Below are 22,365 nucleotides of genomic sequence, written 5' to 3' on the forward strand. Positions count from 1 at the left end.
AACGGTGAGCGGTGGATATGAATTTTTCAATCACAGCCTTTCTCTACTTAAGCCTAGTCGGGGATTTGCAATTTTGCTTAACAATTATGAATTTATTGTAAAAGTGACATTTGAATCACTCTTTTATTAAGGACGAATTTATGTCGTGAATAGGTGCAATAGAAATCAAATATTTGGCAAAGACAGAAGAGTCTCAGTGATTCGTTGTTCTACCTTGAGCAAGGCAAGTGAAAGAGGTAGGAAGAGAGCAAAGTCTTAGATAAGTTTGTGACAGGGTAAATAACAAGGAGAGCGGGCGCTCTCCTCATTCTTAGACGACCATTTTATGCGCTGAAGATTTGCGCTAGTTCGTTTTCACATAAATGATACTGACGAGGGCAGTTACGCCAAGTTTGCAGCATACGGCGGTATTTATCTAGCATCGGCATTTGGCTGTTAAAGTGATGATCTGCCTTGTCAAACTGAGGGTACAAACCTTCAGAATCGATGAGAAAACGTACGTAATGTACTTGTTGCGCTTCTGAAGCGATATCAAATCCCAAGAACTTCAAGCGGCGCTGATCTACGTTGCTGCGGTCTTCATCGTCTAGCATGTTGTAAGATTCTTGCATCGCATGATACATCTCCATAACGTCGATGATCTCACGACATTCTGCTTCTGAGAGGCAGCCGAAATCTTTGTTCAACTCTCGCATTTGTAGTTCATAACCACGTTCAACGATCGTTTGTAAGCGTTTGTATTTGGCCGCATTACTTGGATCAAGTTGAGACATAAGGTTGTATTGGTTTGATAGAATCAAACGTTGAGCGTTTGACATTTCCATGGTGACCTCACTAGATATCTAATACATTTTTAATGTGCTTAGGTTAACGCTTAAGACATGAGTGAAACATGATCTCAACACATATTTAATACTAAAAAATGGCAAGAACTGTCACTTTTGACCAGTTTGAAAACACTTATTTATGGTAATGATTGTATATGTAGTCTCGGTCTGAAAATACTCTCAGCCACTCTGGCTTGAATACGGTTAAAACCGCCAGTGCCATACCATTTAATAGACCTTCTGGAAAGGCGAGCAACGGCACAAAAACAAAGTAGTTATGTTGAATGGTTTCCCAATCGTAGTGACCAACTGATAGGTGATAAAAAGAGTTAATGATGAGGTGCAGACTTCCTGTTATCGCGCCATTGAAAAATCCAGCAACGAAGATGAAAACAAAAATGTTTCGTGGCAAGTAGTGGTAACTCAGAAGAAACACTAAGTAACTAATGAAAATCGGAATTAGGGCAGATAGAACTAACGACGTGGGTAAGAGTAGCAAGGACACATCATGTAGTAGGTGGTTGACCAACATAGCGGGAATGCTGAGTATAAATGCCATGCGCCAACCATACATCATCGTCAGCGTTGTTAGTGCAAGAAAATGAATCTGTAATCCTTCTTTTACACCTGCTTGAGCGGCCCATAAAATACTGAAAAAGAAGAGCGTTGCAAAAACGAGGTGCTGAAATCCTTTTTCTTTTTCCAGTTTGGGCCAAACGACTTTTTTCCAATCTGGTAGGCAGTAGACTACTACTATCCAAATTGAGACAACAAGAGAGCCTAAGTTAAACAAATCCATGTTACTTCCTTCCTATGCGAACATGACGCAATCATTTCTATCGTTCTTTTTATACCTAAATGACCGCAGAGAAACTCACTGATAAGGCTTAGATATAATCAAAAAAATACCAGCAATAAGCTGGTATTTTAAAGAGGTTAGTCTTGCGGTTCACTTAGTATTTTACGTTATCGTTGTATTGAGCAAGAATGGATTGAATTTCATCCATGGTTTCTTTCGGTGGCGGGTTTACGCCTTCGAGTGGGTATTCTAAGCCTAACGCTTCCCACTTATGAGCCCCTAATTTGTGGTAAGGAAGTAACTCGACCTTTTCGATGTTATCCATGTCTCTAATAAATTCACCAAGCATGTGTGCTGCTTCTGGGTCATCTGTGTAACCAGGCACGACGACATAGCGAATCCATGTTTTCTTTCCGATTTTTTGCAAGTAACGAGCAAAGTCCAATGTGCGTCGGTTGGATACACCGATGAGATCTTGGTGCACTTCGTCTTTCATGTGTTTGATGTCAAGCATGACTAAGTCTGTTGCATCCAGTACTTCATCGATAACATCAGTGTGCTTACGAACATAACCGTTAGTATCTAGACATGTATGAATGCCTTCGGTTTTAGCTGCGCGGAAAAAATCACGTACGAATTCCGGTTGAAGCATCGCTTCGCCGCCAGAACAAGTAACGCCACCACCTGATGCATTCATGAAGTGGCGGTAACTTTTCGCTTCGGAAATGATTTCTTCAACCGTGACTTCTTTGCCATCATGCGTGTCCCAAGTATCGCGGTTATGGCAATACTTACAGCGCATTAAACAACCTTGCAAGAAGACGATAAATCGAATACCAGGTCCGTCTACGGTACCACATGACTCAAATGAGTGAATACGACCAGCTGTTGACATCTTTTGCTCTCATTACTAGTAAATTCTAGCTGTTATTTTATTACAAAAAGCAGGGTTAAAACAGCTTTGTCGGTACTAAAGGCAAGGTTATTTGAAGAAAGAAAATAGATGGAGCCAATCTGCATAAACGCTTGAACACGAGGTGGTTAATACCTACCCCGAGAACTTGCCGTGTATCTAGATTGACTTCGATGCTGGGATAATCCAGTTTTTAGAAAAAGGCGAACACGGAGAACGAGCCTGTCCCATAAACATCGGTTTGGGCTTCTTCATAATCCGGTGTTTTAATTGTAAAGGTGATGCTTGCACCGTAATTTTGGTTGTACCAAGATACTCCCGCGACGGCACTTGCTTGCCAATTTTGCAGTGTGACGTCGTATGGCGCTGACGGTTCAGGAATGCCAGGACGATCTCCTTCGATAGTCATGTCATTAAAGCGGTAACGACCTTCAAACCCGGTGAACAAGAACCAACTCGACGTGTTCTGAGCGATCATACTTGCTGAGAAAGGGCTTTCGACACTGATATTGGCGGCTCCGATGCTATTCGCTAGGTTTGTACCCCAACGAAACATGACGCCTTGAGAGACATCACTACGGAAGTTACCCGCATTGATGTCGTTAATGTTGGTGATCTCCCATTGTGTTTTTTGTTCTTCGCTGCGCATCAATTTGTTAAATACGCGGTAACCAAGGCTGAACGCCACTTTATCTTCAATCTGGTAATCCCAACCTTGAGGGTCCGTCGATCCTGTTATGCCGTGAACGATTTCTTGCGCCTTTTCTGATAGCGAACTTTCACCCGTAGTTCCTATGGTGAAATTGTACCGTACAGCTTTGTCACTCGTTAGGGAAAGGTAGTTGATTTCGGTGTGTAGGTAACCGGCATATGGGCGATCATTGATTAGTGGATAATCGGCTTCAATGTCGCTTGGAGTCCACATCTTGTGGCCAAGAACCAACTCTATTTTATCGATATTGGCGTGCTCTGAGTTAGCTAGACTCAGCCATTTCCATTGGCTTTCTTGTGTCAGTTGGTCTGTCGCGTAAGAAAGGAAAACACCATTCGTATAGTCTTGATCGACGCCAAAAATACCATCGTTGTCGATGGTAAAAGAAACCGTAGACTTAGTGGATGCTATTGCAACTGGAGAAAGAAGGGTAAGAATAATTAATTTACTAAATCTCATAGACTTTATTTGCTAACTTTTTTCGCATCATACGTAAGAATGCGGGCAAAAGTCTTTCGCGATATCACAACTTTCATTCAAGAAATAAAAAAAGGCTGATGCTACTTAGCATCAGCCTTTGTTGTATTACTAGAACGTTATTTCGCTATAGTCTTATAGAGACTCAGTGAATGTACGCGCGATTACGTCAGCTTGTTGCTCTGCAGTTAGAGAGTTGAAGCGAACAGCGTAACCAGATACACGGATTGTTAGCTGAGGGTATTTCTCTGGGTGCTTAACTGCGTCTTCTAGAGTTTCACGGTTAAGAACGTTCACGTTTAGGTGTTGACCACCTTCGATACCCGCTTCGTGGTGGAAGTAACCATCCATAAGACCAGCAAGGTTAGCGCGTTGTGAACCCTCATCTTTACCTAGTGCGTTAGGTACGATAGAGAATGTGTAAGAGATACCATCTTGTGCGTCAGCAAACGGCAGTTTAGCAACTGAAGTTAGTGATGCTACAGCACCTTTCTCGTCACGACCGTGCATTGGGTTTGCACCTGGAGCAAATGGAGCACCAGCACGACGACCGTCAGGCGTGTTACCAGTTTTCTTACCGTAAACCACGTTTGAAGTGATAGTAAGAATTGACTGAGTAGGGATTGCATCACGGTAAGTCTTAAGCTTACGGATTTTGCCCATAAATACAGAAACAAGTTCACATGCAATGTCATCAACGCGTGGGTCGTTGTTACCGAATTTAGGGTAATCGCCTTCGATTTCGAAGTCGATTGCTAGACCGTCTTCGTCACGAATTGGCTTAACTTTTGCGTATTTAATTGCAGATAGTGAGTCAGCCGCAACAGATAGACCAGCAATACCACAAGCCATAGTACGTTTAACGTCACGGTCGTGTAGAGCCATTAGTGCCGCTTCGTAGCTGTACTTATCGTGCATGAAGTGGATAGCGTTTAGTGCAGTCACATATTGTTTCGCTAGCCAATCCATGAAGTGGTCCATTTTCTCCCACAGTTCATCGTAGTTAAGAACATCGCCTTCGATCTTAGGCATTTGCGGGCCAACTTGGATTTTTAGCTTCTCATCCACACCACCGTTGATGGTGTAAAGCATTGTTTTCGCAAGGTTCGCACGAGCACCGAAGAACTGCATTTGCTTACCAACAACCATTGGAGATACACAACATGCGATCGCGTAGTCGTCAGAGTTCATGTCTGGACGCATTAGGTCGTCATTTTCGTACTGAATAGAAGAAGTATCGATAGATACTTTCGCACAGAACTTCTTGAAGCCTTCAGGTAGTTGCTCAGACCAAAGAACAGTGATGTTTGGCTCTGGAGAAGGACCCATAGTGTATAGTGAGTTTAGGAAACGGAAGTTTGTACGAGTAACTAGCGTACGACCGTCAAGACCCATACCACCCATAGACTCAGTTGCCCAGATAGGGTCGCCAGAGAATAGATCATCGTACTCAGGAGTACGTAGGAAACGAACCATACGTAGTTTCATTACGAAGTGGTCGATCATTTCCTGAGCTTGTTCTTCAGTTAGCTTACCAGCCGCGATATCACGTTCGATGAAGATGTCTAGGAACGTAGAAGTACGACCTAGAGACATAGCCGCACCGTTTTGAGATTTAACAGCAGCTAGGTAACCGAAGTAAGTCCACTGAATAGCTTCTTGCGCAGTTTCAGCAGGACGAGAAATATCACAACCGTATTTTGCAGCCATTTCTTTGATTTGACCTAGAGCACGGTGTTGCTCTGCGATCTCTTCACGAAGCTGCATTGTCATTTGTAGGTCTTCGCCGTTCTCAAAACGCTCTTGTAGAGAAGAGAACTGCGCGAATTTATCCTTCATTAGGAAGTCAATACCGTATAGAGCAACACGACGGTAGTCACCGATGATACGACCACGACCGTATGCATCTGGAAGACCAGTCAGTACGCCAGATTTACGACACGCCATGATTTGAGGAGTGTAGATATCGAAAACGCCTTGGTTGTGAGTTTTACGGTATTCTGTGTAGATTTTTTTAACTTGTGGGTCTAGCTCGCGGTCGTAGGCTTTGCATGAACCTTCAACCATGCGGATACCACCGTTAGGGATGATCGCACGTTTTAGAGGAGCGTCAGTTTGAAGACCTACGATAGTTTCTAGGTCTTTTTCGATGTAGCCTGCATCGTGAGCAGTGATGGTAGAGATAACTGAAGTATCAAAATCAACAGGAGCGTGAGTCGCGTTCTCTTGTTTGATGCCTTCCATTACCTTAGCCCAAAGCTTGTTAGTCGCTTCAGTACCTTCAGAAACTAGGAAAGATTCGTCGCCTTCGTACGGAGTGTAGTTCTTCTGAATGAAATCACGAACGTTTACTTCGTTTTGCCAGTCGCCTGCAGCAAAACCTTCCCAAGCTTTAGCAAATTGCTCTGCCATGACATACCTACCTTTTTAGTAGAAAAAAATACGTACTGCTTCGCCGTTGAGCCAGCTATCCCCAGATAAAAGAGGGGAACAGTACACTCTTATGAATAACAATATTTATAGTCTTAAATTTACGTATTCGATTTACAAAACTATAAATATTGTCACTAGTTTTAACGTTTCTCTTTTTAAGCAACAGTTAGAGGTTAAACTAAAATTTTTTTGCAAACCTTAAACTAAATCAATAAATCCTCAAAAATCTCGATAAAAATGGGGTAGCGACGAGCGCTACCCACAAATTTCTAGACTGCTAGCTTATAGCCAAGCTTGGATGCCATACTGGCCTTCAAGCATACCAACTGCAAGCATAGCAACTAAACAGATAACAAGTACGCTTACTGGGATCACAATCTTGTCTACAAATGATAGGCGAGACGCGCGCTCTTTATCTCCAATTAAACCGTTGTTATCTAAAAGCATAGTTAGTGCCCAAGCTAGAACTGGGTTAACAACGGCAGAACCAAAGATACAGATACCTGCTGCTTGTGAGTCTTTCGAGTCCTTCACCATCTGCATGCCAGCTTCAAGCAGTGGTAGAGATACACCAACGAGAAGAGCAACGCGCATAACTGGAGGCCATACTGCAACGTCCATAGGAAAACCAAGGATTGCAACAATAATACATAGAGAGCCTAGTAAGATGGCACCAGCAGGAATAGGGCGTTTCGCGATTGCAGCAGGGATCATGTAAGTCCCCCAAGATGATGTGATGTTACCACCACCCACTGCAGTACCGACCATTTGGCGAACGGAACACATTGTCATTGTGTCATCAACGTCCATCAGCACTTTCTCACTCTTACGTGGGTAGTTCATCTCTTGGAAGATACGGTGACCCAAGAAGTCAGGTGACCACATTGCTACCGCAAGAATGGCGAATGGTAGTGAAGCGATGAAGTGTTCCATATTAGGAAGACCAAGCATCCAACCTTCTTCTGTTGAACCCCACCAGTAGATTGGATTTAGGTTTGGAAGGCCTGTCTCGGTTACGAATTTAATATCGAAGCCTGCGCCAAGAGCCAGTGCGATTGCAAGCCCAGTGAAGGCACAAACAGGGATCGCTAGCCAGCGTTTGTTCACTTTAGCAAGGAACGCGTATAAGCCAATGGTAACCGCAAGAACAATCAGACCGATGTAACCCATGCTACCAGCGGCAACCGTATCGGATTGCAAACCAACAGCCCAAGCTTGAATAGAGTTAATTTGGCTCATGGTTCCGGTTAAACCTAGGAAAATAAGAAGGCCACCAGCCGTACCTTCAGAGGTGAGGTTAACCAGTTTTGACCCACCTTTTAAGAGGCTCAAAATCAAACCAAACACACCAATGAGAATTGCTAATGCAAGAGGGTGAGCACCAGCAAGAGCGATGGTACCAATAAGAGGGATCATTGGGCCGTGGTTGCCTGCTAGGTTGGCTTTAGGGTTAATAAAACCAGAGGCAAGTACACAGAAAAGAAGTGCAGGGATGAGCATTTCTACACGCGCAACTTCGATAGCAAAGTCCTTGCCTAAGTTTACGTGGTCCCATGCTGCAGTAAGACCTTCAGCCCAAGACATCATTACCGCAGAGTACATTGCGATAATACCGATAGTACCAGCAAGTGCTGGAACAAGGTCTTCAAGCTCAAAGCGGAAGTCACGACCTGGCAAGTTCAAGCCAAAACGACGTGGCTTCATGATTTGTAGTTCGTGGTCTAGGTAGTCTGAACGGCTTGCGAACTCAGATGCTGGACGATGAAGCTCACGGTAGCTCTTGGTCTCGATATCTGAATCAGAGTGCGTTTTGTTAACTGCGTCTGACATAGATTCCTCATATATTTAAAAGTTATGAATTCTTCATTCAATTGTGTTAATCCGCATCCTGCGGCACGCTTATGCTAGCTATTGTTAGATTTGTTACACGTCGACACTGTGCCTAAGCATAGCTAATAACTTATTGTGTTGAGGCACAAAAAAAGCCTCATCTTTTGGCAGGAGTCTAGCAAGATAGCCATTTAGGGTGATTGATTTAGATCACTTTAAGAATAGTTGTGAAATAAAACTACAGAAAGTTTCTGGCATGCGAATGAGATGCGGAGATCTTGTGTAATTTCATTACACAAGTTGCATAAAATTAGAACTTTTTGTCCTTTTGCACGAGATGCAGATTAAATGTCAATATTCACGATGATTATATAAAGCTGGCTTTATTCTTGCTTTGGACAGAGCAAAGACAATTTTTTGGCTAATCATTGCCGCTCAGTTTAGGAAAAAGACATGAAACAGCTTAAAGTACTGCCACTAGTGGCAATCATCTCAGGGTTAATGGTCGGTTGCGGCGGCGGTGGCGGCGGTGGCGGTGGTGCAGCGCCGAAAACTGCGTTTACTTTTGATTTTGCTATACCAGCAACAATGACTGAAAGTGAAGCAACTACGAAAGGTTGTACTGTATATGACCACAAAACTGAGCTGAACGGCGATAAAACGGTTTTAACCTATAGTGCAGCGTCAAAAGAGCAAGTGACCAACTATGTTATCGGTTACTACTCTGATGCCGATGGCAAAAGATCCGGAGACATTATCAAACCTACCACTGATAACTTTAAGTTTTATCTTGAAGATATCCCTGACGGCGGCTTTGTAACGTTTCAAGCAATAGAATTTAACGGCAAAGAAGCTCGCGTAAACACGTTTTCAAAAGAGTTCTTGCAAGATAAGAAACTACGTAATGCTACTTTTGCACTAAACCGAGACTCTTTGAACAAATGCTTTACTGGCGGTAACTTAGCAAGCAATAAGTTTACTAACTTAGATTACCGAAACGCTGAATCAGGTGGCGGAGATTACAACTTTGTCTCGCAAACCGATATTTTCACGTCTCCGAACCCTGATATGTTGCCTACTGATGAACTGATGGGGCTTAAAGGTGAACCAACGGCATTGTTTCAGTATGAATCAGGTTCAAGCGACAAAGCGCTTTACCAATATGGTATTGGTTCGTGGGGAACTGGTGAGATAGCCTTAGTTAGAGCGGATAATACGTCAAACATTTATTCGTCTTCTGACTATACTTACGACTCGCTTAACATTGGCTTTGTTACTAACGGCTTTGCATATGACGCGTTGAAGCTGGATAAAACGGCCGTTGAATATAATCGCCCTAGTGCAACGAATAAAGAAACTTGGGTATACATGGCGTTCTCAGAGAATCAAGTTAATGGTTGGGAGTCTCTACTTAACGAAACGATCTCTGACGGATGGGATATTGACGTTGATCCGAGTGCTTACTTAAATATTGATAACCTGCCGAACACAAAACCAAGTGTATCAACGCAAGGAAGTGCAGAGTCCGTGATTGATCTGGACATGGGCTTAACATCGTCTACTGAAGGCTTTACTCGTGTCGCTTACTTTGCAACTTCAGGCGACTACAGAGTCACACATCGCATTTTCACAACAAGTGATAGTGATTCTGTTGTTGTTCCTGAATTGCATTACTACAACTTCCCAACATCGGCCGTTAACGGTTTGAAGGTTTCAGCTTCGGACGATTTTAATCGCACTGCTTTAGTAGTGAATGAAGATAGTAATATTGATTCTAAAGTTTTCATGAGCTTCTTCTCCAATGGTGAAGCGTCAGAGCCTGAACTAGATGAAGACCTAGATGGCATCATTACTTCTGAAAAAGAAGGCTTAGAAAATGAAGTGACATTACGTACTTCAAACTCGTTGGTAGTCAGTCGTTTTAATTAATTCATTGCGACCTCGAATAGGTTTCAATTAACACTTTTGTAAATTTATTAAGCCCCTTTGAAAGGGGCTTTTTTATATTTAATATTCAACTTTTGAAGAATATGTTGCTATATATTGCATATTAATTTGTCTATCGTATCTTTCTATTCGAATTATTTAGGTTAATAATTTGTTGCAAGTTTCAAAGGGCGGTGCTAATTTGTTCCGAATTAGAGAGGGCGGAGTCCCTTAATTGCAGTGACAAAAACACAGGGAGTAGGGCGCATGAATGATGTACCAGCGCTAGATATAAAAGACCTGCACAAAACATTTGGACAAAATGAAGTTTTAAAAGGCATTTCACTTGCCGCGCACAAAGGAGATGTTATCTCCATCATTGGCTCTTCCGGCTCAGGTAAGAGTACCTTTCTCAGATGTATCAACTTGCTAGAAACGCCTACCGCGGGCGAAATTTGGGTAAATGGTGAATTAATCCAAATGAAGAACAACAGAGCAGGTGAATCTGTTCCTGCTAATGAAAAGCAAGTCCAACGTATTCGCTCACGCCTGGCAATGGTTTTCCAAGGTTTCAACCTCTGGTCTCACCTAACCGTACTAGAAAACGTGATTGAGGCGCCTGTTCATGTCTTAGGCGTGCCAAAAGCTCAAGCGATTGAAAATGCAGAAGTCTTGCTTAAGAAAGTAGGCTTGTATGAGCGTAAAGATTATTACCCTGGGCACTTATCTGGCGGCCAGCAGCAACGTGCAGCTATTGCCCGTGCGCTAGCAGTTGACCCAGAGGTGATGTTGTTTGACGAGCCAACTTCTGCGCTTGACCCAGAACTTGTAGGAGAAGTTCTGGGGGTAATGAGAGATTTGGCAGATGAAGGGCGAACTATGCTGGTGGTCACGCACGAAATGGCGTTTGCGCGTGACGTATCAAACCATGTGATGTTTTTACATCAAGGCTTAGTGGAAGAACAGGGAAATCCAGCTAAGCTATTTACAAACCCGGATTCAGAACGATTACAGCAGTTTATCTCATCCATTTACTAATATTTGTTAGGCGGCAGACTATTGCCTCCTAAGCCAACACAACAAACAAAACGAAATAAAATAGCAATCACAGGAGTATGGAAATGAAAAAGTGGTTATTAGCAGCAACGATTGCTGCAACGGCTGTATCAGGTGTTGCCCAAGCGAAAGAATGGAAAACAGTTCGCTTTGGTATCGAAGGTGCTTACCCTCCGTTTAGCTGGACAGAAACTGATGGCTCAATAAAAGGCTTTGACGTAGACATGGCAAATGCACTCTGTGAAGAGATGCAAGTGAAGTGCAAAATCGTCGCTCAAGATTGGGATGGTATTATTCCTTCTCTGCTTGCACGTAAGTACGATGCCATCATCGCAGCAATGTCTATCACTGAAGAGCGCAAGAAAAAAGTCGATTTCACTGGCAAGTACGCACAAATTCCAAATAAATTTATCGCTAAGAAAGGTGCGGGTCTAGATTTTGATAATCTTAAAGATGTCAAAATTGGCGTGCAACGTGCGACGACACATGACAAGTACTTAACTGACAACTACGGCGATGATGTTGAAATTGTGCGTTATGGCTCTTTTGATGAAGCGTATCTTGATCTAGAAAATGGTCGAATTGCTGCTGTTTTAGGTGATGCTTCTGCTCTAGAAGAGGGTGTGATCAACAAAGCAGGTGGCGAAGCTTATGAGTTTGTTGGACCATCGTTAACCGATCCAAAATGGTTTGGCGAAGGTATGGGTATCGCTGTTCGTAAACAAGACAAAGATCTAACGAATAAACTCGACGCAGCAATTATTTCACTACGTGAGAAAGGTGTTTACCAAGAAATTGCTGGTAAATACTTTAACTACGATGTGTACGGTGAATAAACCGTAATTAAGCGACCGTTGGCTTGTTCCTAGAAGTAGTCAACGGTCGATTTTTTGAGTTTAGGGATTAGGAACTCACCTATGCTAGATTTACAAGGATACGAAGCTTCGATTTTGAAAGGAGCTTTAGTAACAATAGAAGTTGCAGTGCTTTCACTCATTCTCGCCATGGTCTTAGGCATGCTTGGCGCATTAGCTAAGTTAGCGCCTTACAAATGGGCAAGGGCGATTGCCACTCTTTACACCACCGTCATTCGCGGCATTCCAGATTTGGTTCTGATGATGCTAATTTTCTTTGGTGGACAAATACTTTTAAATAACAGCCTTTACTCCATCAACGAAACGCTCAACGAGTGGTTTGCCTCGAGTGATCCAAACCATGAATGGACGTCTTACTTACCTGATTATATTGATGTCAGCCCATTTATAGCTGGTGTACTCACGATTGGTTTTATCTTTGGCGCCTACATGGCGGAGACTTTTCGTGGAGCGATCATGGCGGTGGACAAGGGTGAATTAGAAGCGGCGAAAGCTTATGGGATGAGCTCTGCTTTATCGTTTAGAAGAATCTTGCTTCCTCAGATGATTCGTCATGCACTACCTGGATTTGGTAATAACTGGTTAGTGTTACTTAAGACCACTGCGTTAGTTTCCATTATTGGTCTGGATGACATGGTGAGAATGAGCTCATTGGCAGCAGGTACGACCAAAATGCCGTTCACCTTTTACATGGCTGTCGCGCTCATCTTTCTATTTTTTACCAGCGTTTCGACCGGGCTACTCAAGCTTGTTGAGCGTAAGTTCAGTATTCATGCGAGGTAAGTTATGGACTTTTCTTTGATTATTGAAAGCTTTCCAACTTATCTTCAGGGGCTTTGGACAACAGTTTGGTTAGTGGGATTAGCGTTGGTTATTGGCTTGTGTGTCTCTATCCCATTAGCCGTGGCACGCAATAGTACCAATTACGCTCTAAGCTTACCTTCTTGGGGATTCATTTACTTTTTCCGTGGAACGCCGCTATTGGTTCAGCTGTATTTGATTTACTACGGTATGGATCAGTTTTTCCCTGTTAAAGACACCTTGTGGGAGAACGCTTGGTTCTGTGCTTTGGTCGCTTTTATTCTTAATACATCGGCTTACACCGCAGAAATTATTCGTGGTGCGATTAATGGTTTGCCGAAAGGTGAGGTGGAAGCTGCGAAAGCCTATGGCATGAGTAAGTTTATGACATACAGACGTATTATCTTGCCGAGTGCATTGCGTCGAGCATTACCAGCTTATTCCAACGAGGTCATATTTATGCTGCACGGAAGTGCAGTCGCGGGCATCGTTACCATCATGGATTTAACTGGTGCTGCGCGTCTAGTTAACTCGCGCTACTATGCACCATTTGAGTCTTTCCTGACGGCGGGGCTGTTCTACATGGCACTGACGTTTATGATTTTGTGGTGTTTCAAAGTGGCAGAGAAGCGTTTCTTAGCTTATCTGCGTCCTTTAAGCTAATTATCAATAGAGGCAATAGCACCGGAGTGGGTGCTATTGCTTTTGATAATTTTGTTATCTTCATTCCTATTTTTCCAGCCGATGTAAAAGACTCTTTCTTATTATTCATTAACTTACATTAACATTCGATAAACTCATTGTTTAGTAAGTAAAAATGAAAAAAACAATTCTATCGTTGGGCATTGCCGCCTTAGCCACAGGATGTGGTGGGGGAGAGGGAGAATCACAACCTAATGCTCAAGTAAAACCAACGCAAGCTCCAGTTCAACAAGCTCTGGAAACTGGTAATGCACTGCTCGTTTCTGACCCGAGCGATTTCATTCGAGAAAGTCGTCAGGTTGTAGAAGCCCACAAGATGCAGTCGAATACGATCAAATCTGCAATTGCGAAAAGCCTTTCAGGTCTTTATTGGGATCCAACCCATGATGCCGCGATCTTGGCACCTCAGTATGGCTTCAACGACACCATCTTGATGACCAATAAGGCCATGGCAAGCGGTTACAAAGATCAAGCTCTGTCAATTGGCGTTGCCGGGGATAAGTCTAATGGTCAACGTTACGCACTATTAGGTAGTAACCCATTTAGAACGGCACAACGTTTTCCCGACTCTTCCAACGCGGCGATGACGCAATGGTTAAGTAACCTGGTCACTTGGTTGTCGGGTGGAGTTACTTCAAACGTCGTCATCGCGCAAATGGATCAGTCTTATTACTTTCCGGATGAGCAAGCGACTCGGAATTGGCTGAAAGACAATGTTTCACAAGAGCTGGCGTTTAACGAGGCCAACCTATGCGATGGTTCGAAGCTACTTAGCTGCTTGCAAACCAATACTCCAAACTTATTGATCTTGTCACAGCATCTGCAATCTGGAGATACCAACAAACCAGTACTCGAAGCTTTGGAATACGCTGAGCAAGCCCAAATTCCTGTTCTATACCTGCATTAGGATGGAGGACTAACTGATCTTGGCCAAGACATTTTGGAAAAATTCCATGTTGATTATGTGGGAGATAACTATTGGCGTAAGTTAGGCTTGGTCGACTGGGAACCTTCATCGTTGATGAACGTTGTGCCGGACTCTGTCATCACACAACAAGCGCTGTTGTCTCGTTTTGAATCTCAAAATTTCAACGTTGACTTGTCAAAGTGTGATGACAAATCCTGCCCTGACACTGCGAATATGGACAGTCAATTTTATGCAGGGGCAAACAGCATTCGCCATTGGTTGCAAAAGCTTGATGAACAAAAAGTAGATTTGTTTAATCAAAACGGCTACCAATACGAAAAACTCATGGTATTGCTGGCTGATCATTATCGTCAAACGGTTGTCTTCCCGATGGACAAACAATCAACCCAAATGACCGAATTCCTAAAGTCGTACTTTGCCGATTACGTGCAATACAACAGCCGAAGCGTAAACCCAAAACAACCAAATATGGGGAACTTCAGCCGTAGTGAGTTTAGCCCTGACATAAAGAGAATCAGTGCAACGATTAATATGGAATAAAAGCGTAACTTCCGTTCGGCTGGTGTGTATGCGCTTCCTGGGGAAACCTTTACGGTTAAACGTAATGACAGCAATGATGTGGCGACTAAGATTGTCATCAACACTTTAAGAAGTGGTGCAACTCATGAGTTCAGCAAAGATGGATACACGCGACCAAAACTGCTGACTTCATTCGGCTATGAAGTAAAGCCGGGTGAAACCATCACGCTGACTTCTCCTTATGGTGGTCCAGTACAGGTTCACTTTGACAAAAATGATGTTCCGGTTGAACTGAAATTTAATCATGTGGCACAGCATCCAGTTTGGAGAAGTGAGAAGGACAACGACGCTTTTATTCAACAGTTAGAAGCCAATTTATTCGATTGGGCTGAGCTGATCACTCCTGGGTTTGAAGTACACTCAAAGCGCGACAAAATGTTGGAGTCGGTCAACGATGAAATGTGGTCTACCCCTTCGGAAATGGCGCTTGCAACAGAAGAATATGTTCACAACTACCCGCATGTGCTGGCAGGTTTCCAAGGGCCGGGCATAGATGAAGTGCCTGAAATTATTCAATACGCCCAAAACCAAGGTTGGGAAATCGCCAATATTGATATAGTGAAGCACATGAACGCTGACCAAGCGACGTGTGGTTATGGTTGTTCGGGTAACCCTTACGATGCTTACTGGTCATTCAGCCCACTCGGTCACGGTGATTTACATGAGCTTGGTCATGGTTTAGAAAAAGGTCGATTCCGATTTTCAGGCTGGGAAGGGCATTCAACGACCAATTACTACTCGTATTACAGTAAGTCTCGTTTCTTCCAGAATACGGGAAAAGTTTCAACTTGCCAAAGCTTGGATTTCAAAGGCCAGTTTGAATTATTGCAAGCTAGCCGAACTCAAGCGGATCCAAACGCATACATGGCTGCGCAAAATCAAACCAGTTGGAGTTGGGGCGCTCGTGTTTACATTCAAATAATGATGGCGGCGCAGCATGAAGGTGTGCTTAAAAATGGTTGGCATTTATTGGCGCGCTTGCACCTGATTGAACGTGAGTTTAACCGCTTAAAATCGGACGACGCGCTTTGGGATGAGAGACGATTGAGCATTGGTTTTGCCAACTACTCTCGGGAAGAAGCAAATAGCATCTCGAACAACGACTGGTTGCTTATTGCTCTGAGCTACATCTCTCAGCGAGATATGACTAGCTATCTCGATATGTGGGGGTTCTCGTTCACAGAAAAAGCGAAACAGCAGGTTGTGGCGCTGAATCTACCGCCGATGCCGCTCACTTACTTTGCAAGTAGTAATACAGGCTACTGTCTGAACGAATTTGCTCAAACACCGATAACTATTGATGGTCAAACGGTTTGGCCGCTAAATCAGTGATTAACTGGTAATTTGTATGAAAAGGGAGACTGAGTCTCCCTTTTTATTGGACTAAGCTTAGCGTTGAGTCTCGCTTATAGCTTTGCAATATATTACTTAAATGTTGACCAGATTGGTGCGTGATCTGAAGGCTTCTCGATACCACGAAGCTCATAGTCGATACCAGATTCAATACACTTTTCCGCTAGAGAAGGGGTTGCCAAAATGACATCAATTCGTAGGCCACGGTTATCATCAAAACCGCGAGAACGGTAGTCAAACCACGAAAATTGATCGTTCACCTCTGGGTATAGCTTACGGAAGGTGTCCACAAAGCCCCAGTCTAGTAAGGTTTTCAACCATTCGCGCTCTTCAGGTTGGAATGAACATTTACCTGTTTTTAGCCAACGTTTACGGTTTGGTTCGCCGATACCGATATCTGCATCAATAGGGCTGATGTTGATGTCACCCATAACAATCAATTGCTCGTCGTTATTGTGATGATCGTTTAGGTAGGTCATCAGATCTTTATAGAATTGGCGCTTGTATGGGAATTTGGTTTCGTGGCTGATGTTATCCCCTTGAGGGAAATAGCCGTTTAGCACAGTGACCTTTTCGCCGTTTTCATTTAAAAACGTTGCCATGATCATGCGCTTTTGATGTTCCTCGTTATCCGTCGGGAACCCTTTTTGTACGTGTAGAGGCTCTTGCTTACAAAGCATTGCTACGCCGTAATGTGCTTTTTGACCATGGAAATACACTTTGTAGCCCATGGCTTCGACAGCTTCAATCGGGAATGCTTCATCGTGAACTTTAATTTCCTGAAGACCAATCACATCAGGTTGGTGTTTGTCGATTAGCGCTTGGAGTTGGTGCAGTCGCGCACGTAGTCCATTGATGTTAAAGCTGATTACTTTCATTATTTATCCTTTTGGGGGCGTACTTTTTTATGAATAGTATCATTGTGTAAGAGCACTGAAAATGAGTCTCGGTGAAAGGATTGAAACGCTCTGAGCTACTTTGCTTTTAATTTGTTTTCTAAGTCGTTTTGCACGATCTTTAAAGCGTTAAGCGCAACTTCTGGATCTATCTCATTGCTCTCAAGCAAATAGATTAAATCGACAGCCAGTTTGATCTCTTCAGGTGCGTCATCTAAAGGCGAGGTTGGTTGATCAGCCATTATTGATGTTTTTCCCTATGTGTAATTTGGTTCTCTAGCTTAAGAAGTGCTGCTTCACAACGCGCTAAACGTTGCTCGGTTGCTAGTAATACTTTTTGAGCGTCGGCACGCATAAAACTCGGAGCGCTTTCGACAGCACGTTCTTTTTCTAACACCATCTCGCGCAAGCGTCTTGCCCACTCTTGGTGTTGAGCGAGTTCCTGATAAAGCACGTTGATAGGCTTGCGGAAATAGCTGCTATGTTTGATTTCATTCTTACGAATTTTAGTGGTAGAAATCTCGCGTTGAATTGCACCGATTTGCGCCACTAACCGTTCAGTGAGGTACTCAGCACGCAAAGCGGTGAGCTTACCTTCATTTTGCTCACGCACAATCGCATCCAGCGTGGCTTTTGCTTCTTTTACGCAAGGAGTAAGTAAGCGAGAGCGGCAACCAAATAAACGCTCATCAAAAAGCGGAACATGATGTTCGCCTCTTTGACGGTCAAGAACAGCGGCTTGCTTCGCCATTTGTTCTAGATTTTCCTGGAGTTGAGAAATGTTCATGACAAGCCTACAAACCATGCGTCATAAGCCAATTTAATGGCTAGTATGCTGACGACAGTAACAAATACAGGACGAATGAATTTAGAACCAAATCTAATAGCGGAGTGCGCGCCAACAAAAGCACCAGCCATTAAACATACTCCCATTGTTAAGCCTAGCACCCAGTTGATGTGTCCGAGGAATGCAAAAGTGATCAAAGAGGTAAAGTTACTGGTAAAGTTCATTGCTTTTGCTAAGCCAGAGGCGAGCAAGATATTCAGTCGGTACAGCGCCATTGAACTTACTGTCCAAAAAGCCCCAGTTCCAGGCCCTGCGAGTCCGTCGTAGAATCCTATGGATAAGCCTTGCATGTACTGTTTTTTATGAAGTTTTGGGCAAGGCTCGGGTATTGGACTTTGATGAGCAGAGTGGGGTGTTTTATGAAAAACGGTATACAACGCTGCCGCCAAAATAACAAGCGGCAATCCTTTTTCCAGCCAATCCGTACTAATCGCATCTACAAATAGCGTACCTAATGTCGCTCCGACGAGTGTTGCCACGAATGCACGCCTCCAGCATTGAGGTTTGAATAGACGTTTTTTGTAGTACGTAAATGCTGCAGTAGAAGAAGCAAAGGTAGCGGCAAGTTTATTGGTGCCTAGTGCAATATGAGGCGGCAAGCCTAGCGAAAGTAGAGCAGGTACGGTAAGCATGCCACCACCACCGGCAACTGCATCAATAAATCCTGCGACAAAAGCGACAAGCGCCAACACCAACAGCATGGTTGGCTCAATCATTTCCATAAATGGTGATTCTTCTAATATTCTATTTTACGTTTAAATGGAGGTAGTGAGTCGATTAAGGCTTGTCCGTATCGCTTAGTGACTAGGCGTCGATCAAGAATCGTTACTCTACCAGAGTCTCTCTCTTTACGCAGTAAGCGACCTACGCTCTGGATCAGCTTTTTGCTTGCGTCTGGTACAGTTATTTGCATAAACGGGTTTCCTCCTTTTTTCTCAATGTATTCGGAATGAGCCTGCTCAACAGGGGAGGTTGGAACGCCAAATGGAATTTTTGTAATCACCAAGTTTTCAAGTAATTCGCCAGGTAAGTCTAGCCCCTCAGAGAAACTGCCAGTACCAAATAAGACGCTGGTTTTATTTGATTCTATTAGCTTTTTATTTTTTTTTAGAATTTCTTGACGTGAGCTTTCACCTTGAACTTGCAACGCCCAGCCTTTTTTTATGAACTCCGAAGAGAGTGCCTTCGCGACTTGGTTCATCTGCCAATAGGATGAGAATAATACTAAGTTGGCTTTCTTGTCTTCCAAGTACTTAGGCAATATCTCGATAAGATATTCAGTAAATTGAGGCGCTGGTGGTTCATATTTCATCGCAGGGATGAGCAATTCTGCCTGGTTTTGGTAATCGAATGGTGACGCAAGCGCTAAAAACTGAGTGCCTGATTCTGGTTTTCCATCAATACCAACCTGATGGCAAAAGTAATGGAAAGAGTTTAATGCACGCATCGTTGCGGAAACCAAAATGGCGCCAATACATCTGCTCCAAATCTGTTGGTCGAGTTGCCATCCAATTTCAAGTGGCGAAACACTCACAATGAAATCACCCTCGCGATCGGGGTGGGTTTCTAACCAGCGAGCTAAAGGCGCACCTTTTTCACGAGTTGGTTCAGCCATTAAATGCCATACTTGCGCTAGGTTTTCTAACCTTTGAATGTAGAAACCGAGCTCTGCAAGCGCTGGTTCAGCCAACCTTGTCGCAAGCTCCCCGTCTTTTACTCTTTCCGCAATAAGGTCGGCAATTTTTGCCACGCTCTGATTTGCTTTTTTACTGAACTGTTTTAGTTCTTTGGATTGGTTCTCTAGCCACTCAGGTAGTTCACCGTGTTCGAAGCGGTAGATACCCTCTTCAAATTGAGCTGGGTCGAACTGTTTGGGCAATTGAGTCAGTGCCGGTATCAAGTTCTGAACCGCGTCTTGAAGGTCGTTGCGAAATCGAGCTACGCGTTTCTCGTCTGCGAGTGATGAAAACTTACTAATCGACTGATTTAACTTCTCAAGCCATGCTGCCGCACCTTTTAAACTCGCAGATGCTGAAGCATGGTCACGAGCGACGTGAGGTAAGTGATGTGCCTCGTCGAAGACGTATATCGTATTTTCTGGCTCAGGTAAAATCACGCCGCCACCTAAATCTGCGTCTGCCATGACGAGAGAGTGGTTAGCAATGATGACATCGTTTTTATCCAACTCTGAGCGCGCTTTTTGGAATGGGCAGCCGCGGTGGCCTGGTAAACTGTTATTGCAACTGTGTTTATCACTGACAATCAGTTGCCAAAGCTTATCGTCGATGGGTTTAGGCCAAGAATCACGGTCACCGTCCCATTTACCTTGCGCAAGAGAGCGATGCATTGTTTCTAACAGCTCTATATCTTTTTGCTTAGGTTTGGTTTCAAACATGGCTAACTGGCCACCATCAGCACCGCTAGCAGTAGCGAGCTTTTCTGCACAACAATAGCGTTGACGGCCTTTTGCCAAAATAAAAGAAAACTCTCGGTCGGTAATCCGACGAAAAAGAGGGAGGTCTTTGTTTATGAGCTGCTCTTGCAGAGCGACGGTCGCCGTTGAGATAACCACTTTTCTATTGTTATGTACAGCCACGGGAATGGTCGCCATTAGATAGGAGAGCGATTTACCAATTCCAGTCCCTGCTTCTGCAACGAGTATTCGGTTAGATTTGTGATACTGACCGCACAGCGTTTTTGCAATCTCTGCAACAAGGTAGTTTTGTGCTCTTCTAGGCACAAAGTTATCAAGTTGATCTTGAAGGTTTTGATAGCTATTACGAATCGATTTTTGAATGTTACTGGTCAGCATACGGGCCTCAAATGCGTTGGAGGCGAATAGTAGCACACATCACTAGTTGTACAGTAGTTCACAAAACGGAATGCTTTTATAAGGAATGTAGATCTCCTTCACAAAAAAATATTGAACCTTATCTTAATGAAATTAATTTCATTATATGAAAAATATAAAACTCCAACTTGGTCTGATTTGTGGGTTTTTATTCTTTTTTTGTTTTTTTAAATTTACTTATTGGATTAAAAAACCATTTGTTAATAATTTTGTAAATTACAAATAATAATGGAGATTGGTTAGATGTTCGTCGAATAAATAAAGGTAAACTTATCAAGTTATTGTTTTATAATGGCATTTTGTTTTTTTTACATTGGTATTTAGAAAATTTGACAGCCAGAATAATCTTTTGCACTCTTAGCTCCAGATTTTGAGGAGGTGCTGTATAACGTTTTGTTAACGCTCTACCTCAAACATATAAAAAAAGGGAACCGGACAAGGATATCCCGAACTAAGAAAAGGCAGTGGATTAATTATGAAAAAAACTCTATTAGCACTAGCTGTAGTTGCGTCTGCAACTTCAGTGAACGCAGCTGAAGTATTCAAATCTGAAGAAGGTTCTGTAGATTTCTACGGTCAGCTACGTCCAACTCTTCTATTCACAGAAAAAACTGATCACACAGCAGAGCTAAACACTAGCTCTTCTCGTACTGGTGTGAACGCGGTTTACGTTGTTGACGAAAGCCTAAAAGTTCTGGGTGAAGTTGAAATCGGTGTTGCTCTAGGTGACAACTACGACGCAGGTGCTGATTCAAGCGAGCGTACAGATGACTCTGTATACGTACGTCGCCACATCATCGGTTTTGATATGGGTGATATGGGTACTCTTCGCTTCGGTAAAGAAGGTACTTGGGCTGATGACGTATACTTCGCAGATTACTCTTACTTCTTCGGTGGTAACGCAGCGGAAACTGCATACGGTCACGCTTGGAACAACGATTCTCAAATCAAATACGCTTACGAAAATGACGCGTTCTGGCTAAAAGCTGGTTACGCGCTAGGCGAAAAAGATTCTAACGAAGAAGTACTAGAAGTATTCGTTGGTAAATCTTTCAACGACCTATCTCTACACGCTGGTGTACTTACTGCGAACAACGACATCAACGTAACTAAAGAGAAAAAACTAGTTCTTAATGGTGTAGAGCAAACAGTTTCTCACACAGAGCGTACTGATAACGAAAACCTATCTTTTGAAGTAACTGCTGAGTACGCACTAAACGAGCACACTCTAGGTGCTACGTACTACTACAACGAAAACGAAGATAAGCTAGGTAAATCAACAGTTGATTCACACTACATCGTTGTAGCTGGTATGTTCGCTGTCGCTCCTAAAACAACTCTATACTCTGGTTACGAGTACCTAGCTCAGTCTACTGACGAAGCAGGTAAAGTAGACGCAGACTCTTCTTGGTTCTACGCTGGTGTTGAATACAAGTTCTCTAAATGGGCACGTGTATTCGCAGAAGCGGGTTACACTTTCGAAGGTACTGACTTCGACAACAAAGACACAGACGACGCAACTAACTTCGGTGTTGGTGCTCGTTTCTACTGGTAATCAAT

Annotated in this window: 17 protein-coding genes and 1 pseudogene; 7 read left to right on the forward strand and 11 right to left on the reverse strand. The window is 43.3% G+C overall.

Annotated features, from left to right (window positions below; all coding sequences use genetic code 11):
* Positions 1-323 precede the first annotated feature (323 nt).
* The 6 genes from MTF70_RS09855 to MTF70_RS09880 all read right to left on the reverse strand — a co-directional run bounded on the left by MTF70_RS09855 (position 324) and on the right by MTF70_RS09880 (position 7,991).
* Positions 324-824: a YfbU family protein gene (locus MTF70_RS09855; protein WP_005378446.1), complete on the reverse strand. Its 501-nt coding sequence runs from the start codon at positions 822-824 to the stop codon at positions 324-326.
* 136 nt (positions 825-960) lie between these two features.
* Positions 961-1,626: an energy-coupling factor ABC transporter permease gene (locus tag MTF70_RS09860; protein ID WP_104978939.1), complete on the reverse strand. Its 666-nt coding sequence runs from the start codon at positions 1,624-1,626 to the stop codon at positions 961-963.
* Between the two features lie 154 nt (positions 1,627-1,780).
* Positions 1,781-2,521, reverse strand: a complete 741-nt coding sequence (pflA, locus tag MTF70_RS09865; RefSeq protein ID WP_205460879.1) for a pyruvate formate lyase 1-activating protein — start codon at positions 2,519-2,521, stop codon at positions 1,781-1,783.
* A gap of 211 nt (positions 2,522-2,732) precedes the next feature.
* On the reverse strand, positions 2,733-3,710 hold the full coding sequence (locus MTF70_RS09870) for a lipid A deacylase LpxR family protein (protein WP_005378443.1): 978 nt from the start codon (positions 3,708-3,710) through the stop codon (positions 2,733-2,735).
* A gap of 153 nt (positions 3,711-3,863) precedes the next feature.
* The gene (gene pflB / locus MTF70_RS09875) at positions 3,864-6,140 is read right to left on the reverse strand and encodes a formate C-acetyltransferase (protein ID WP_005378442.1); all 2,277 of its coding nucleotides are present in this window, start codon (positions 6,138-6,140) and stop codon (positions 3,864-3,866) included.
* 303 nt (positions 6,141-6,443) lie between these two features.
* Positions 6,444-7,991, reverse strand: a complete 1,548-nt coding sequence (locus MTF70_RS09880; RefSeq protein WP_005378441.1) for a DUF3360 family protein — start codon at positions 7,989-7,991, stop codon at positions 6,444-6,446.
* A gap of 453 nt (positions 7,992-8,444) precedes the next feature.
* Here MTF70_RS09880 and MTF70_RS09885 point away from each other — a divergent pair, with 453 nt between their 5' ends.
* The 6 genes and pseudogenes from MTF70_RS09885 (at position 8,445) to MTF70_RS09910 (ending at position 16,190) form a co-directional block, all read left to right on the forward strand.
* A complete protein-coding gene (locus tag MTF70_RS09885) occupies positions 8,445-9,920 on the forward strand; it encodes a hypothetical protein (RefSeq protein ID WP_017820023.1) in 1,476 nt (491 codons plus the stop codon).
* Positions 9,921-10,184: 264 nt separating this feature from the next.
* Positions 10,185-10,955, forward strand: a complete 771-nt coding sequence (locus MTF70_RS09890) for an ABC transporter ATP-binding protein (protein WP_005378438.1) — start codon at positions 10,185-10,187, stop codon at positions 10,953-10,955.
* Positions 10,956-11,038: 83 nt separating this feature from the next.
* Positions 11,039-11,809 (forward strand): ABC transporter substrate-binding protein, encoded by a 771-nt coding sequence (locus tag MTF70_RS09895; protein WP_205460880.1) that lies wholly within the window; start codon positions 11,039-11,041, stop codon positions 11,807-11,809.
* A gap of 81 nt (positions 11,810-11,890) precedes the next feature.
* On the forward strand, positions 11,891-12,631 hold the full coding sequence (locus MTF70_RS09900; RefSeq protein ID WP_005378436.1) for an ABC transporter permease: 741 nt from the start codon (positions 11,891-11,893) through the stop codon (positions 12,629-12,631).
* Positions 12,632-12,634: 3 nt separating this feature from the next.
* On the forward strand, positions 12,635-13,312 hold the full coding sequence (locus MTF70_RS09905) for an ABC transporter permease (protein ID WP_005378435.1): 678 nt from the start codon (positions 12,635-12,637) through the stop codon (positions 13,310-13,312).
* Between the two features lie 154 nt (positions 13,313-13,466).
* Positions 13,467-16,190, forward strand: a pseudogene (locus MTF70_RS09910) (ImpA family metalloprotease).
* Positions 16,191-16,282: 92 nt separating this feature from the next.
* Here the strand turns inward: MTF70_RS09910 and xthA are convergent.
* From xthA to dinG, 5 genes are all read right to left on the reverse strand, one after another.
* A complete protein-coding gene (gene xthA, locus MTF70_RS09915; protein WP_005378433.1) occupies positions 16,283-17,089 on the reverse strand; it encodes an exodeoxyribonuclease III in 807 nt (268 codons plus the stop codon).
* 95 nt (positions 17,090-17,184) lie between these two features.
* Entirely contained in the window at positions 17,185-17,349 is a 165-nt protein-coding gene (rsmS, locus tag MTF70_RS09920) for a pleiotropic regulatory protein RsmS (RefSeq protein ID WP_005378432.1), read from the reverse strand.
* The gene (locus MTF70_RS09925) at positions 17,349-17,894 is read right to left on the reverse strand and encodes a primosomal replication protein (RefSeq protein WP_033905048.1); all 546 of its coding nucleotides are present in this window, start codon (positions 17,892-17,894) and stop codon (positions 17,349-17,351) included. Before MTF70_RS09925 ends, rsmS begins: the two co-directional genes overlap by 1 nt.
* Entirely contained in the window at positions 17,891-18,676 is a 786-nt protein-coding gene (locus tag MTF70_RS09930) for a TSUP family transporter (RefSeq protein ID WP_005387866.1), read from the reverse strand. Before MTF70_RS09930 ends, MTF70_RS09925 begins: the two co-directional genes overlap by 4 nt.
* Positions 18,677-18,690: 14 nt before the next feature.
* Positions 18,691-20,766 (reverse strand): ATP-dependent DNA helicase DinG, encoded by a 2,076-nt coding sequence (gene dinG, locus MTF70_RS09935; protein ID WP_205460881.1) that lies wholly within the window; start codon positions 20,764-20,766, stop codon positions 18,691-18,693.
* A 514-nt stretch (positions 20,767-21,280) separates the two neighbouring features.
* Here dinG and MTF70_RS09940 point away from each other — a divergent pair.
* The gene (locus MTF70_RS09940) at positions 21,281-22,360 is read left to right on the forward strand and encodes a porin (protein ID WP_005378424.1); all 1,080 of its coding nucleotides are present in this window, start codon (positions 21,281-21,283) and stop codon (positions 22,358-22,360) included.
* Positions 22,361-22,365: the final 5 nt, after the last annotated feature.

The organism is Vibrio sp. 2CM40D (genome assembly GCF_023161825.1).
GTDB lineage: Bacteria > Pseudomonadota > Gammaproteobacteria > Enterobacterales > Vibrionaceae > Vibrio > Vibrio alginolyticus.